Below are 13,293 nucleotides of genomic sequence, written 5' to 3'. Positions count from 1 at the left end.
TGTGCTTACCGGGGGTCGTCGGCGGCAATAGGTAACGGTATGTCGAGCCGCGGCCGGGAGGCTGGAGCATGAGCATCTGGTGGTCACTCCATTTGCGGCGTGAGGCTGCGAGCGTTCCGCTCGCCCGGCGGCTCCTGCTCGGCACGATGGAGAGCGCGGGCGTGGATCCGGACGTCTCCTACGACCTCTCGGTCGCCCTCAGCGAGGCGTGCGCGAACGCCGTGGAGCACGGCGGCACCACGCTCACCGGGGGCTGCGAGGCGTACCGCGTCACGGCCTATCTGGACGGCGAGACCTGCCGGATCGAGGTAGCCGACTCCGGTCCGGGCTTCGGGTGCGTGGGGCGCGACGAGCCGGCGGTGTCCATGGACGCGGAGAACGGCCGGGGGCTGTATCTGATCCAGGAGCTGGCCGACCATGTGCGGATCGGCAACAAGCCGGGGCAGCCAGGTGCGGTGGTGAGCTTCGACAAGATCCTCAAGTGGCGGAAGGACGCCCCTCCGCTGATGGCGGTGTAGCGCGCGGCCGGCTCCGCCTTCAGCTTCCTCAGGACTCTCAGCCCCCGCACAGCCCGCACCCAAGGTCCTGACGGGCGCCGTTCCTACGTTCATGTGCATGACGGGAACCCCGAAGGACTCGACGCCCGGCCCATCCCACGCCCCCGCCTTGGCCTCCCGGCGGGTACGGCGATGACGAGCCGTGCGGACGAGGCGCTGGCGCGGGCCGCCGTGGCCGCGCTGACCGGCCAGTTGACGCTGGCCCCCAAGCCGGGTCTGCCCGACCCGCGCGACCTGGACGCCCGCACCGCCCGCCGGGACCTGCGCGCCTGGTGCTGGTCGGCGAAGGCGCTCGCCCCCGGTCTCGCGGCCATGGCGGCGGCGGCCCGGCGCACCGGGGAGCCGACCCCCGGACTCCGTGCGGAACTGGGCTCGATCGGCCGCTGTGCCGAGCACTCCGTGGGACTGGCGGGCGGTGGTCACCGGGGTGCCCTGTGGACGCTGGGCCTGCTGGTGGCGGGGGCCGCCCTGGACCCGCGGGAGGCCGCGGCGACCGCCAAGCGCATCGCCGCCCACCCCGACAGGGGCGTGCCGCGCAGACCGTCGCGGGGTTCGTCGGTCTCCGCGAAGTACGGGGCCGCCGGGGCGAGGGGCGAGGCACGGGCCGGTTTCCCCCACGTCCGCCGGGCTCTGGACGCCCTGCGGACCTCCCGCGCCGCGGGCACCCCCGAACCCCGGTGCCGGCTGAATGCCCTGCTCACCGTCATGTCCACGCTCCAGGACACGGAACTGCTGTACACGGCGGGTCCCCTGGGGCTGCGTCAGGTGCAGGCCGGGGCCCGCGGGGTGCTGGAGGCGGGCGGCACGGCGACGACGGCAGGGGCGGCGGCACTGGCGGCCCTGGACGCGGACCTCCGCACCCGGGCCTGGAGCCCCCGAGGCAGCGCGGGCCTGCTGGCAGGCGCCCTGTTCGTGGACGCGCTGCCGGTGACGGTCACTCCGCCGGTGAGCACGCGGTACGTGTGACGGCGTGAGAGCCGTCCCGTACGGCGTCCCTCAGGGCCCGCTTCGGTCCGGCCCGCCGCCCGGAGGCGGCCAGCCGGCTCTACGTACAGGTCCACGACACCGCCTCGTCGAGGAACACGACGGCCGGGCACCTTCCGGTACCCGGCCGTCGCGTACGCGTCATCAGCCCTTGAGGGAGGCCATCCAGGTCTCGACCTCGTCGGACCGGCGCGGCAGCCCGGCGGACATGTTGCGGTTGCCGTCCTCCGTCACGAGGATGTCGTCCTCGATCCGGACGCCGATGCCGCGGTACTCCTCCGGCACCGTCAGGTCGTCGGCCTGGAAGTACAGACCGGGCTCGACGGTCAGGCACATGCCCGGCTCCAGGACGCCGTCCACGTACGTCTGCACGCGCGCGGCGGCGCAGTCGTGGACGTCCAGACCGAGCATGTGGCCGGTGCCGTGCAGCGTCCAGCGCCGCTGGAGGCCCAGCTCCAGCACCCGCTCCACGGGACCCTCGACGAGACCCCACTCCACGAGCCGCTCGGTGAGCACCCGCTGGGCCGCGTCGTGGAAGTCCCGGTACTTGGCGCCCGGCTGCACGGCCGCGATGCCGGCCTCCTGGGCGTCGTACACGGCGTCGTAGATCTTCTTCTGGATCTCGGTGTAGCGGCCGTTGATCGGCAGCGTCCGGGTGACGTCGGCGGTGTAGTACGTGTGCGTCTCCACACCGGCGTCGAGCAGCAGCAGGTCGCCGGAGCGGACCGGGCCGTCGTTGCGGACCCAGTGCAGGGTGCAGGCGTGCGGGCCGGCGGCGCAGATCGAGCCGTAGCCGACGTCGTTGCCCTCGACGCGGGCGCGCAGGAAGAAGGTGCCCTCGATGTACCGCTCGGAGGTGGCCTCGGCCTTGTCCAGCACCCGCACGACGTCCTCGAAGCCGCGCACGGTGGAGTCGACGGCCTTCTGCAGCTCGCCGATCTCGAACTCGTCCTTGACCAGTCGCGCCTCGGAGAGGAAGACCCGCAGTTCCTCGTCCCGCTCGGCGGTGACCTTGTCGGTCAGGGCGGCCTCGATGCCGGCGTCGTAGCCGCGGACGACCCGCACCGGGCCGGTCGCCTCGCGCAGCGCGTCGGCCAGTTCCCGCACGTCGGAGGCGGGGATGCCGTACAGCTTCTCCGCCTCGGTGAGGGAGTGCCGGCGGCCGACCCACAGCTCGCCCTGGCCGGAGAGCCAGAACTCCCCGTTCTCGCGGTCGGAGCGGGGCAGCAGGTAGATCGTCGCGCGGTGGCCGTCGGCGACGGGCTCCATGACCAGGACGCCGTCCTCGGTCTGGTTGCCGGTGAGGTAGGCGTACTCGACGGACGCGCGGAAGGCGTACTCGGTGTCGTTCGAGCGGGTCTTCAGGTGGCCCGCGGGGACGACCAGGCGCTCACCGGGGAAGCGGGCGGACAGCGCGGCGCGCCGGGCGGCCGTCTCGGCGGCCTGGGCGATCGGCGTCAGGTCGTGCAGCTCCGTGTCGGCCCAGCCGGACTTCATGCTCTCGGCGAGCTCGTCGGACACGCCCGGATACAGGCCGTTCTTGCGCTGCTTGATCGGCTCCTCGGCCTCTTCCGGGGTCTCCGGCGTGAGCTCTTCGGCCACGGTCATCCTCCTTGATACGGCACTGGACCCCCTCCATCGTACGTTCGGACGGAAGGGGTCACAGGGCCGGAGGACCTGTTACGGGGCTCACTCGCGATTCACCGGGCTCACTGGCGATTCACGGGGCTCACCCGCGATCCGGGCTCACCCGCGGCGCGGGTCTACTCGAAGCGCGCGGCGAGCAGGACGACGTCCTCGGGGCTGTCCGCGGCGTCCAGCCCGTCGGGCAGCATCGTGCGCAGAACGTGGTCGACGACGGCGTCCGGGTCGTCGCGCAGCGCGCGGGGCACGCCCGCGGCGGCGGAGTGCAGTCGGGCGAAGGCCCGGTCGGTGGCGTCGCCGGTGCGGTGCAGCAGGCCGTCGGTGTAAAGGAGCACCGTCTCGCCGGCCTCCGCCTGGAACTCCACGCCGGGCGCCTCCCAGCAGGCCAGCATGCCGAGCGGGGCGGAGACGGAGGTCTCCACGAACTCGGTGCGCCGTTCGCCGATCAGCAGCGGCGGGCAGTGCCCCGCCCCGGCCAGGGTGATCTTGTTCAGGGCGGGTTCGCAGTAGGCGAAGAGCGCGGTGGCCGAGCGGGCGGGCTCGGTCAGCCGCAGCAGCAGTTCCAGGTCGGACAGGACCGCGACGGGGTCCTCGCCCTCCATCACGGCGTACGCCCTCAGCGAGGCGCGCAGCCGGCCCATCGCGGCGACGGCGCTGGGCCCGGACCCGGTGACCGAGCCCACCGCGAGGCCGAGCGCGGCGTCCGGCAGCGGCAGCGCGTCGTACCAGTCGCCGCCGCCCAGCGGCCCGGTGCGGTGCCGGGCGGCGAGCTGCACGCCGGCGACCCGGGGCAGCCGGGAGGGGAGCAGTTCCTCGCGCAGGGTCGCCATGTCGGCGCGGGTGCGCTCCACCTCCAGGAGCCGGGCGAGGTGCTCGGTGGCGCAGCGCGTGTACAGGCCGGCCAGGTGCCGGGCGCGCTCGCCGGGCTCGGCCGGCTCGTCGTAGAGCCACACGGCGGCGCCTAGGCGGCCGGCGGTCTCGGAGTGCAGGGGGAGCGCGTAGCTCGCGGCGTAGCCGAGGCGGGCGGCCACCTCGCGGTGGCGCGGGTCGAGACCGTCCTCGGCGAAGAGGTCGGGCTGCGCGATCTCGCTGTCGCCGCCGGGCAGTCCGTCGAGGATCCGGCCGTAGGACAGGGCGCCGCGCGGCACGGTCTCGATGTGCCCGAGGTCGGCGCGGCCGAGGCCGAGGCCGACGGTGGTGTCGGGGCCGCGTCCGTCGGCGGGCTCCAGGACGACGAGTCCGCGGCGGGCGCCGACGAGGGCGGAGCCGGCCCGGAGCAGTTCCTCCAGGGCCTCGGGGAGGGTGTCCGTGCGGGCCAGGCGCTCGGTGAGTTCGTGCAGCGTGGTGAGGTCGGAGACCCAGCCGGCGAGACGGTCCTGGAGGACGGGTCCGGGGGCGGCCGGTGTGCTCGGGGCCGTGACGGGAGGGGTGCCCGGGGCCAGGGGCGCGGGCGGGACAGTCTGTGCGGGCGAGGGAACCGTTGAATCGATTCCGGCCACTTTCGGAGGGTGAGGGGCGTTCATGGCGTCCGGCTTTCCGACCGGTGCGTTTTGCTCAAAAGCATCGCAAACCCCCATGTCATTCTGCGCCGCTGGCGGTGTCTCCACATGTACACGCACTCGTAAGGGGATGTCCAGCATTGTCCTGCCGGGATTCCTGGTGTCCGTGGGTAACCGGTGCACCTCTTCCCAGCCTCTTGCGAAAAGGCGAAGTTGGCTTAAAACTGCCTCAGGGAACGCCCTATTGAGGTCGACTGGGCTTGCTCCACAGAGCGTCACAGCGGTCGTGATGGGTACGTACTCGGAGAAGGCCAGGGGCGGTTGACACCGCCCGGAACCTGGTGGCGGACCCGGGCGTCTTAGCCACCGACGACCGAGCCCCATCCTCCCGTGGCGGAGGCGAAGAGAAATACGCGGGACGGCAAACGCCATACTTCGCCACCCCACGCCATGCCCATGCTTCTGATAGACGTCAGGTGTGGACGAGGCTGCCGCGGACGCAGCCAACGCTCGGCCCATAGGGGTTCCCTCTGCTCGAAGCAGGGGTGTGATGCGCCATTAGGTACGCACAGTGAAGTGATCGACACATGATGTGATGTGGACCACGGTGTTGCCAGCGGTGCAACGGAAAGGAACGAGCGCTCATGCGCGAGATCCTCGGAAGGCGACGCAGGCTCCTGTCCCGGCGCAGCGACGGGAGGCCTGACCTGCTCGGCGCGGCCCTGACCTTCGCGACTCAATGGCAGTGGCCCGTACTCCCGGGTGTGACGGCGGATCCGCAGGGGCGGTCCCGCTGCGGCTGCCCCGACCCCGAGTGCGCGGTGCCCGGTGCGCACCCCTTCGACCCCGGCCTCCTCGCGGCCACCACCGACGAGCGCATGGTGCGCTGGTGGTGGACCAACCGCCCGGCGGCGCCGATCGTGCTCGCCACCGGCGGCGGCGCGCCCTGCGCGGTCAGCCTGCCCGCCCTGCCGGCCGCCCAGGCGCTCACCGCGCTCGACCGCGCGGGCATCCGGCTCGGCCCCGTGGTCGCCTCGCCCACCCGCTGGTCGATCCTGGTCAAGCCGTACTCCATGGAGCAGCTGGGCGAACTGCTCTACGCCAAGGACTTCGTCCCCGGCTCCCTGCGCTTCCACGGCACCGGCGGCTACATCGCCCTGCCCCCCTCCGTGACCGGCCTGGGCGACGTCCGCTGGGAGCGTGCCCCGCTGCCCGGTTCGGCCTCCCCGTGGGTGCCGGACGTGGAGGCCGTGGTGGACGCCGTGGTGGAGGCCCTCACTCGTACGGGTGTGAGCGCACCCGAGTTGTAGGGGTGTCGGGCGCGCGCCGGACCGGCCGCCCGCCCGCTGTCGTTATCTTCCGTCCCATGCTGCGTCAATCCGGGGGACGACCCCCGGACCCCCGGAAGGTCCGTCTGTTCGCCCTCGTGGCCGTGGCGGTGTGCGCGGTGGCGCTGCCGCTGGCCGTCGCGTCCGCGGGGCAGGTGGGCGAGGAGCGCCACACCGCCCCGCCCGCCCCCTCCGTACCGCCGTCCGCGCCCGCGCCCGCGTCGTCCTCGTCGGCCGACGCCAAGGCCGCCGTCCCCTCGTCCCGGGCACTGGGTCCGGGGCTGGCCACCGCCGCGCGCTGCGGACCCGAACTCACCGCGCCCGAGGGCATCGAGGCGCAGACCTGCGTGATCGCGCAGGGCGAGGAGACCTGGGCGCGCACCTACTACCGCAACACCAGCGGCCGGGCGCTGGACGCGGTACTGAGCCTGCTGGCGCCGGGTGGCCGTACCGTGCAGATGCGGTGCGAGCTGGGAGCCGAGGACGAGCCGGGGACCTGTGAGACGCCCCGGGAGGCGGCGCGGGGCCCCCTGGACGGCTACACGGCGGTGGCGGAGTTCGCGGTCCGCGCCCAGGAGGGGCCGCTGTTGCTGCGTTCCGGGAGCAACTCGGCTGCGCCTGCGGGCAGTTGACGGACGGCGGCGTTCTGTACAGGACGCCGGGCATGAAAGGACCCGGTTGCTGGCGACGGGGGATGCACCAGCAACCGGGCTACTGGAACGGTAACAAGAGATCCGCGGTTCGCAAATTCGATCCGGGCTTTCCGGTCACCGATTTCCTTGCGGGGACGGCGAGTTGTGACAGGAGTCACCTGTTGGGCCGACCCCGGTTCCGGCTGACCGGTCGGTCAGCCGGAACCGGGGCGACGACGGCGCGTCAGCTGAGGGTGACCTGCCGGTTGGTGAGCCCGCCGCGCGCCCGGCGCTCGTCCGCGGTGAGCGGCGCGTCCGTGGCCAGGGCCTCGGCGAGCCGCTCGGCGAACTCGGCGGCCGGCTTCTCCACGTCCTGGGCGCCCATCCCGCTCGGCAGGTCCCAGACCGGCACGGTGAGGCCGTGAGCGCGGAAGGACCCCACGAGTCGGGTGCCCTCGCCGAGGTTGGACCGGCCGGCCGCGTGCAGCCGCGCGAGCGCGTCCAGAAGCTGCTCCTCGGGGTGCGGCATGACCCAGCGCAGGTGGTTCTTGTCCGGGGTCTCGCACCAGTAGGCGGCGTCCACGCCGGTCAGCCGCACGGTCGGGATGGCCGCGGCGTTGGCCCGCTCCAGGGAGGCGGTCACCTCCGGGGTGGCGTTCTCCGCGTCCGGGACCCAGAACTCGAAGCCCTCGTGCACAACTGGCTCGAACGCGCCTTCGGCGTCGAGCAGATCCTGGAGCCGCGGGCCGTCGGCCGGGGCGCGCCGCGCCTGGACCGGCGAGCCCGGCGTGGCCTCCAGGGCGCGCCGGAGGGTGTCCGCCAGATCGCGGCTGATGTCGCCGGAGGCGGTGTCGTTCTGCAGGCCCAGCAGGACCGAGCCGTCCTCGCGGCGCAGCGCCGGCCAGGCCATCGGCAGCACGGTCGCCAGGGTGACCGAGGGGACGCCCTCGGGCAGGCCGCCCTTGAGGGGCAGCGCGACCGTGGCGGCGGGCACCAGCTCGCGCAGGGCCACCCAGTCGCACTCGCCGGGCACGCCCTCGAACGGGCGCTGCACCAGCTCGGTCACCGCCTGCGCGGCGGCCCGGCCGTGGCAGGCCTTGTAGCGGCGGCCGCTGCCGCAGGGGCAGGGCTCACGGGCGCCGACCACCGGAACGTTCTCATCGGCGCCTGCGGCGCGGGCTCCGCCCGTGTGCTGCGGGCGCGCGGCCTTCGTCTGGGGTCGCTTCTTCGCCATGAGGGTGTCTCCCGGAAACGGCTCGTCTGGTACGCCGGGAGCCTAGCTGTTCACGCCATGGCCGAGGCGACCCTGTGGACAACGCGCCCGTGTCCGCCGCGCGGACCGGGTCGGTCCGGGGTGGCCGTCCGGGGTGGCCAGGGCCCGTTCCGCCCGTCTTCGCTCGCGCGCGCCCGGGGTGGGTGGGCCGGGCGTGAGCGGGCCGGGTCGGTGGGTCTGGGTGGGTGGGCCGGGTGTGAGTGGGTCGGGTCGGTGGGCCTGGGTGGGTGGGCCGGGCGTGAGTGGGCCGGGTCGGTGGGCCGAGGGTCAGTCCAGGTCGTCGAAGGCGTCGGCGAAGTCCAGTTCGGTGATGGCCGGCACCGCGGGTGCCACGACGCGCGTCGCGAAGTCGTGGCGGCGGTGGCCCGGGTCCGCGTCGTGCACCACGACCCACACCGTGACCTCGCCGCGGGCGTCGTCCCGGACACCCCAGTCGTCGGCCAGCGCGGTGATGATGTTCAGCCCGCGGCCGCCGTGCGCGGTGACCGAGGGCGTCGCCGGAGCCGGGCGGGTGGGCCCGCCGCCGTCCGTCACCTCCACCGTGAGCCGGCCCGCCGGGTCCATCCGCCAGGCGGCCCGGACGTCGCCGTCCCCGGCCAGGGCGTCGCCCAGTGGCCGGCCGTGCTTGCACGCATTGCTCAGCAGTTCGGAAAGAATGAGTACGGCATCGTCGATGACCGATTCCGCGACCCCGCCCATGCGCAGCTGATCGCGCATCCGGTGTCTCGCCTTGCCCACGCCCGCAGGGCCATGGGGTACGGCCATGCTCGACGACGTGGGCACCTCCTGTGCCACCACCAACGCCACCCCCGAGACCTCCTTCGCCCCACGCCACGGTGTGGATGCCCCATTGGCCTGTACCGGAAACCGGCCAATCCATCTCCGGAGACGCATTCGCAACGTTCGAACACGGAGCGAACGCGCCGGAGCACTCCCCGTCATCGCATGGCCGGAAATCGACGGTGTGGCCGGGAGTGGAGGATGGGGCCCGTGGGGCCACCGGGTCAAGGGGTTGTAGCGGGACTTGAGAATTCGCGTGGTTCAGCGCCCGAGCCGGTGCAGCACCGCGCGCGGGCGGTTGGTGATGATGGCGTCCACGCCCAGTTCGACGCAGAGGTCGACATCCTCCGGCTCGTTCACCGTCCACACGTGCACCTGGTGGCCGGCCCGCTTGAGGCGCTCGACGTATCCCGGGTGGTTGCGCACGATCCGGATCGAGGGGCCGGCGATCCGTACGCCCGCCGGCAGCCGCCCGTCGCGCAGGCGCGGGGAGGCGAACTGCATCAGGTACACGGTCGGCAGGGCCGGTGCGGCGGCCCGTACGCGGTGCAGCGAGCGCGCCGAGAAGCTCATCACGCGCACCGGCGACCGGTCCGCGTCGGCCGGGGAGTCCAGTCCGAACCGCTTCAGCAGGTGCAGCAGCCGCTCCTCGACCTGGCCCGCCCAGCGCGTGGGGTGCTTGGTCTCGATCGCCAGCTCCACCGGGCGTCCCGCGTCGGCGACCAGTTCCAGCAGTCGCTCCAGGGTGAGGACGGAGGTGCGCTCCCGGTCCTCGGGGCGGTGCTCCCAGTCGGGCTCCTCGTCCCGGTTCTTCCAGGATCCGAAGTCGAGCGCGGCCAGGTCGGCCAGCTCCAGTGCGGAGACCGCGCCACGGCCGTTGGAGGTGCGGTTCACCCTGCGGTCGTGGACGCAGACCAGATGTCCGTCCGCGGTCAGGCGGACATCGCACTCCAGGGCGTCGGCCCCGTCCTCGATCGCCTTCCGGTACGCGGCGAGGGTGTGCTCGGGCGCCTCCTCGGAGGCTCCGCGGTGGGCGACGACTTGGGGCGGGTGCTGCCGTGCGTGGGTCACCGCGTCATGGTGCCACCGTGCGGGGGCAGGTGGGACGGGGAGGGCTGAGCATTGCGTCCTTTTAGTCCGACATGAACTATATAAAGAATGGCCGCGGACCCACAGCCACCGCTTATGGTGCTCTGACGGCCCGTGGGAAAAGCTGACGGCATACAAAAAGACATGCACAGCTGAAGCGCACCGGGTCGTCGACACACGTAACGGGCGTGACCGAGTGCGACCGAAAACTACAGCCGTGGATCGAGGAGAGAAGCTGTGAGCACCGAGAACGAGGGCGCCGCGGTACCCCCGGCCCCGTCCGCACCCCCCGTGCCGGTGGACGCTCCCGCAGCTCCGGAGCCGCAGGGACACCCGGCCCCGGACTCCGGCGCCCCGACCGCGCAGCTGCCGCCGGTGCCGCAGGGCACGCCGCCCGCAGCCGGACCGGAGCCGACGTACGCGACGGGACCGGAGCCGACGTACGCCGCGGCCGGACAGGGCGGCCCCGAGCCGACGTACCCGGCGGCCGGACAGCCCGGCCCCGAGCCGACGTACGCGGCCGCCCACGAGCAGGCGCCGCAGGGCGGCCCCTCGGCGGGTCACCCGCAGGGCCCCTCCGCCCCCGACGCCTCCTGGCCGCCGCCCGCCCCGGCCGTCCCCGCCTACGCCAACCCCGCCCCCGGCGAGGGTTCGGGCTCGGACGGGGGCTCGGGCGGGGGCTCGGGCACCGTCTGGGGCGCTTCGTACCAGCAGCCCGCGCCGGCCCCGAAGTCCGGCCGCGGCCGCGGTGGGCTGCTCGCCGCGGTGCTGGTCGCCGCGCTGGTGGCCGGCGGCATCGGCGGCGGACTCGGCTACACCCTGGCCAAGGACGACGACGCCTCGTCCTCCACCACCGTCTCCGCCAACGACACCGGCGGCGACGTCAAGCGCGACGCCGGCACCATCGCGGGCGTGGCCGCGCAGGCGCTGCCCAGCACCGTCACCATCGAGGCGGAGAGCAGCAGCGGCGAGGGCGGCACCGGCACCGGGTTCGTCTTCGACACCGAGGGCCACATCGTCACCAACAACCACGTGGTGGCCGACGCGGTCGACGGCGGCAAGCTGACGGCGACCTTCCCCGACGGCAAGAAGTACGACGCCGAGGTGGTCGGCCACGCCCAGGGCTACGACGTCGCGGTGATCAAGCTCAAGAACACCCCGAGCGGACTGAAGCCGCTCACCCTCGGCAACTCCGACGAGGTCGCGGTGGGCGACTCCACGATCGCCATCGGCGCCCCCTTCGGCCTGTCCAACACCGTCACGACCGGCATCATCAGCGCCAAGAACCGCCCCGTGGCCTCCAGCGACGGCACCGGCAGCAACGCCTCCTACATGAGCGCCCTCCAGACGGACGCCTCGATCAACCCGGGCAACTCCGGCGGTCCCCTGCTCGACGCGCAGGGCAACGTGATCGGCATCAACTCCGCGATCCAGTCCGCCGGCAACGGCCTGGGCGGCACCAGCCAGTCCGGCTCCATCGGCCTCGGCTTCGCCATCCCGATCAACCAGGCCAAGTACGTCGCCCAGCAGCTGATCAAGACCGGCAAGCCGGTGTACGCCAAGATCGGCGCCTCCGTCTCCCTGGAGGAGGGCACCGGCGGCGCGAAGATCACCGAGGAGGGCGCGAGCGGCTCGGACCCGGTGGAGGCGGGCGGCCCGGCGGCCGCGGCCGGCCTCAAGCCCGGGGACGTCATCACCAAGCTCGACGACCGGGTCATCGACTCAGGGCCCACGCTGATCGGCGAGATCTGGACCCACAAGCCGGGCGACAAGGTGGAGATCACCTATGAGCGCGACGGCAAGACCCGTACGGCCGAACTCACCCTCGGCTCCCGCGTCGGCGACAGCTGACCCCCACCGGCCCGCGCCCACCCGTTACTCTTGTCCCCGCGCCGCCGATCAGCGGCGCGAGGTGGGTTGCCCGAGCGGCCTAAGGGAACGGTCTTGAAAACCGTCGTGGCGCGAGTCACCGTGGGTTCAAATCCCACACCCACCGCAGTGGTGAACGGCCCCTGACCAGCATGTTTGGTCGGGGGCCGTTGCCGTTCGGGGTGCCCGTCGCACACCGCTGTTCCCCGTGGTTTCCCGCCCTATCGGGCACGGATGGGGCACGCGGAGGGCACGGCGAGCGGGGCTTGGGTCATGCGCCTGGCGCACGGCCTTAATGCGTGGGGTGACCGATCAGCGATTGATCGGGATCTCGTAGACGATCTCGCAGTGGGCGGCAGGCACGACGATGTCGGCCGTCTCGACCGGCCTGCCCTGGTCGCTGTAGTAGGTCCGCCGGATGTGGGTGACCAACGCGGCCTTCTGGATGCCGAGTAGCGACGCCTCCTCGGCGGTCGCCGTTCGCGGCTCGGGTTGCTCGACGGCATGGCTCACGGTGACCCCGATGGTCGCCATGCGGTTCACGACTCCGGCCCCGGCGTGCGGGCCTCCCTCGGGGAGGACGACGAGAGAGCCTGCGGTGAGGTCGTACGGCTCCCAACTCGTCGACAGCTGAACCGGCTTGCCGTCCGCCAGGAACTCGTACGTCGTCCGGACGCACAACTCCCCCTCAGAGATCCCGAGTCGCGCGGCAATCTCGGCAGGCGCCGGCACCTTGGCGTCCGTACGGCTCTCCCAATCGCCCTGTCGGCCAACGGCGTTCATGTCGGCCCGAAACGGCGATCCGCTGGGCTGCTCCCGCGCCGACGACCGTACGACCCGCACTCGCTGGCGCGGCTCGGCGACGTACGTGTCTGAACCGGCCCGCCCCTCCAACACGCCCTGAGAGATCAGCAACTCCTGAGCCCTGCGGACCACGTTCTCGCCCACGCCGTACTCCTGGCCGATCTGGGCGCGGGAGGGCAGACGGTCCCCCGGGTCCCATACGTGCTCCGCGATGCGCTGCCGAAGCTCGTCGGCGATGCGGAGATAGGGCGGCTGCTCAGGCATATGGAAAATCTAGTCCACTAGCTCTAATCTAGTTAACTAGCTTCACTTAAAGTGATCGCTGGTGACGGAGGCTGCCCTGTGCCCGCTTCGGGATTTAGCGCGGCGGCCCTCGCCGCCCGGCTGTCAGCCCTCGGGCTGGTCACACGAGTGGAGGAACACCCCCGGCACACGACGGTGGAGGCGGAGATCCCGGACGCGCCTTCCGCCGAGTTATGGCGGGAGGTCCTGGATGTGGTGGCTGAGGCCGACCGATTCGGGCTCCTCGCCACCAGCTTGAACGGCCGCACCCTATGGGCGGTCGTACGCAGAACGGTCCCCACGACGGGCGATGTCGGGGGACCGGGAGATCAGCGATAGGAGCTGACCAGCGTGCTCAACCGTATCCGCCGCGCCCTTGCCCTCACCAGAGCGCGGCCCCTCCCCAAGGGCAGGCACCGCCGCCCCTTACCGCCCTCTGCCGCCCCTCCTGGGGCTACGGACTCCTCGACCCTCGTGCTCGGCTGGACCCCCGCGGTGGCAGACCACCAACAGCCACTCAAGAGGGAGGACGTCGCCCTCGTCCGTCCCTAC

At 72.6% G+C, this 13,293-nt stretch carries 12 protein-coding genes and 1 tRNA gene; 7 read left to right on the top strand and 6 right to left on the bottom strand.

Going from position 1 to position 13,293, the window contains the following annotated elements; genetic code table 11:
* Nucleotides 1–68: 68 nt before the first annotated feature.
* Both AB0E07_RS13880 and AB0E07_RS13875 read left to right on the top strand, forming a co-directional pair.
* Nucleotides 69–518, top strand: coding sequence for an ATP-binding protein (locus AB0E07_RS13880; protein ID WP_362250040.1), 450 nt, complete (start codon nt 69–71; stop codon nt 516–518).
* A 171-nt stretch (nt 519–689) separates the two neighbouring features.
* Entirely contained in the window at nt 690–1,523 is an 834-nt protein-coding gene (locus tag AB0E07_RS13875) for a triphosphoribosyl-dephospho-CoA synthase (protein ID WP_362250037.1), read from the top strand.
* A gap of 162 nt (nt 1,524–1,685) precedes the next feature.
* Here the strand turns inward: AB0E07_RS13875 and AB0E07_RS13870 are convergent, their stop codons facing one another.
* Together AB0E07_RS13870 and AB0E07_RS13865 are read right to left on the bottom strand one after the other, a co-directional pair.
* Nucleotides 1,686–3,143 (bottom strand): aminopeptidase P family protein, encoded by a 1,458-nt coding sequence (locus AB0E07_RS13870; RefSeq protein ID WP_362250035.1) that lies wholly within the window; start codon nt 3,141–3,143, stop codon nt 1,686–1,688.
* Between the two features lie 161 nt (nt 3,144–3,304).
* On the bottom strand, nt 3,305–4,825 hold the full coding sequence (locus AB0E07_RS13865) for a PP2C family protein-serine/threonine phosphatase (RefSeq protein ID WP_362250033.1): 1,521 nt from the start codon (nt 4,823–4,825) through the stop codon (nt 3,305–3,307).
* 503 nt (nt 4,826–5,328) lie between these two features.
* Here AB0E07_RS13865 and AB0E07_RS13860 point away from each other — a divergent pair.
* Both AB0E07_RS13860 and AB0E07_RS13855 read left to right on the top strand, forming a co-directional pair.
* Nucleotides 5,329–5,994 carry a bifunctional DNA primase/polymerase gene (locus AB0E07_RS13860; RefSeq protein ID WP_362250030.1) on the top strand — a complete coding sequence of 222 codons (666 nt, stop codon included), beginning with the start codon at nt 5,329–5,331 and terminating at the stop codon, nt 5,992–5,994.
* Nucleotides 5,995–6,050: 56 nt separating this feature from the next.
* Nucleotides 6,051–6,644 (top strand): hypothetical protein, encoded by a 594-nt coding sequence (locus AB0E07_RS13855; RefSeq protein WP_362250028.1) that lies wholly within the window; start codon nt 6,051–6,053, stop codon nt 6,642–6,644.
* Nucleotides 6,645–6,888: 244 nt separating this feature from the next.
* Here AB0E07_RS13855 and AB0E07_RS13850 read toward each other — a convergent pair whose 3' ends face one another.
* From AB0E07_RS13850 to AB0E07_RS13840, 3 genes are all read right to left on the bottom strand, one after another.
* Complete coding sequence (locus tag AB0E07_RS13850) at nt 6,889–7,878, bottom strand: DUF5926 family protein (protein ID WP_362250025.1); 990 nt, start codon at nt 7,876–7,878, stop codon at nt 6,889–6,891.
* 306 nt (nt 7,879–8,184) lie between these two features.
* The gene (locus AB0E07_RS13845) at nt 8,185–8,811 is read right to left on the bottom strand and encodes an ATP-binding protein (protein WP_362250022.1); all 627 of its coding nucleotides are present in this window, start codon (nt 8,809–8,811) and stop codon (nt 8,185–8,187) included.
* A gap of 147 nt (nt 8,812–8,958) precedes the next feature.
* The gene (locus AB0E07_RS13840; RefSeq protein WP_362250020.1) at nt 8,959–9,768 is read right to left on the bottom strand and encodes a glycerophosphodiester phosphodiesterase; all 810 of its coding nucleotides are present in this window, start codon (nt 9,766–9,768) and stop codon (nt 8,959–8,961) included.
* A 255-nt stretch (nt 9,769–10,023) separates the two neighbouring features.
* Here AB0E07_RS13840 and AB0E07_RS13835 point away from each other — a divergent pair, with 255 nt between their 5' ends.
* Together AB0E07_RS13835 and AB0E07_RS13830 are read left to right on the top strand one after the other, a co-directional pair.
* A complete protein-coding gene (locus tag AB0E07_RS13835; RefSeq protein WP_362250017.1) occupies nt 10,024–11,637 on the top strand; it encodes a trypsin-like peptidase domain-containing protein in 1,614 nt (537 codons plus the stop codon).
* 60 nt (nt 11,638–11,697) lie between these two features.
* Nucleotides 11,698–11,782, top strand: a tRNA-Ser gene (locus AB0E07_RS13830).
* Nucleotides 11,783–11,967: 185 nt separating this feature from the next.
* Here AB0E07_RS13830 and AB0E07_RS13825 read toward each other — a convergent pair.
* The gene (locus AB0E07_RS13825) at nt 11,968–12,723 is read right to left on the bottom strand and encodes a GntR family transcriptional regulator (RefSeq protein ID WP_362250014.1); all 756 of its coding nucleotides are present in this window, start codon (nt 12,721–12,723) and stop codon (nt 11,968–11,970) included.
* 78 nt (nt 12,724–12,801) lie between these two features.
* Between AB0E07_RS13825 and AB0E07_RS13820 the strand changes: the two genes are divergently transcribed.
* Nucleotides 12,802–13,080, top strand: coding sequence for a hypothetical protein (locus AB0E07_RS13820; protein WP_362250011.1), 279 nt, complete (start codon nt 12,802–12,804; stop codon nt 13,078–13,080).
* Nucleotides 13,081–13,293 lie beyond the last annotated feature (213 nt).

The organism is Streptomyces sp. NPDC048002 (assembly GCF_040653275.1).
Taxonomy (GTDB): Bacteria; Actinomycetota; Actinomycetes; order Streptomycetales; family Streptomycetaceae; genus Streptomyces.
Note: the sequence above shows the minus strand (reverse complement) of the source record. Positions and strands in the feature narration are given on the sequence as shown.

Bases quoted from the DNA above. Each gene is read 5' to 3' on its own strand.
- AB0E07_RS13880 (WP_362250040.1), top strand. From the start codon at position 69: ATGAGCATCTGGTGGTCACTCCATTTGCGGCGTGAGGCTGCGAGCGTT.
- AB0E07_RS13875 (WP_362250037.1), top strand. From the start codon at position 690: ATGACGAGCCGTGCGGACGAGGCGCTGGCGCGGGCCGCCGTGGCCGCG.
- AB0E07_RS13865 (WP_362250033.1), bottom strand. From the start codon at position 4,825: ATGCTGGACATCCCCTTACGAGTGCGTGTACATGTGGAGACACCGCCA.
- AB0E07_RS13860 (WP_362250030.1), top strand. From the start codon at position 5,329: ATGCGCGAGATCCTCGGAAGGCGACGCAGGCTCCTGTCCCGGCGCAGC.
- AB0E07_RS13855 (WP_362250028.1), top strand. From the start codon at position 6,051: ATGCTGCGTCAATCCGGGGGACGACCCCCGGACCCCCGGAAGGTCCGT.
- AB0E07_RS13850 (WP_362250025.1), bottom strand. From the start codon at position 7,878: ATGGCGAAGAAGCGACCCCAGACGAAGGCCGCGCGCCCGCAGCACACG.
- AB0E07_RS13845 (WP_362250022.1), bottom strand. From the start codon at position 8,811: ATGCGTCTCCGGAGATGGATTGGCCGGTTTCCGGTACAGGCCAATGGG.
- AB0E07_RS13825 (WP_362250014.1), bottom strand. From the start codon at position 12,723: ATGCCTGAGCAGCCGCCCTATCTCCGCATCGCCGACGAGCTTCGGCAG.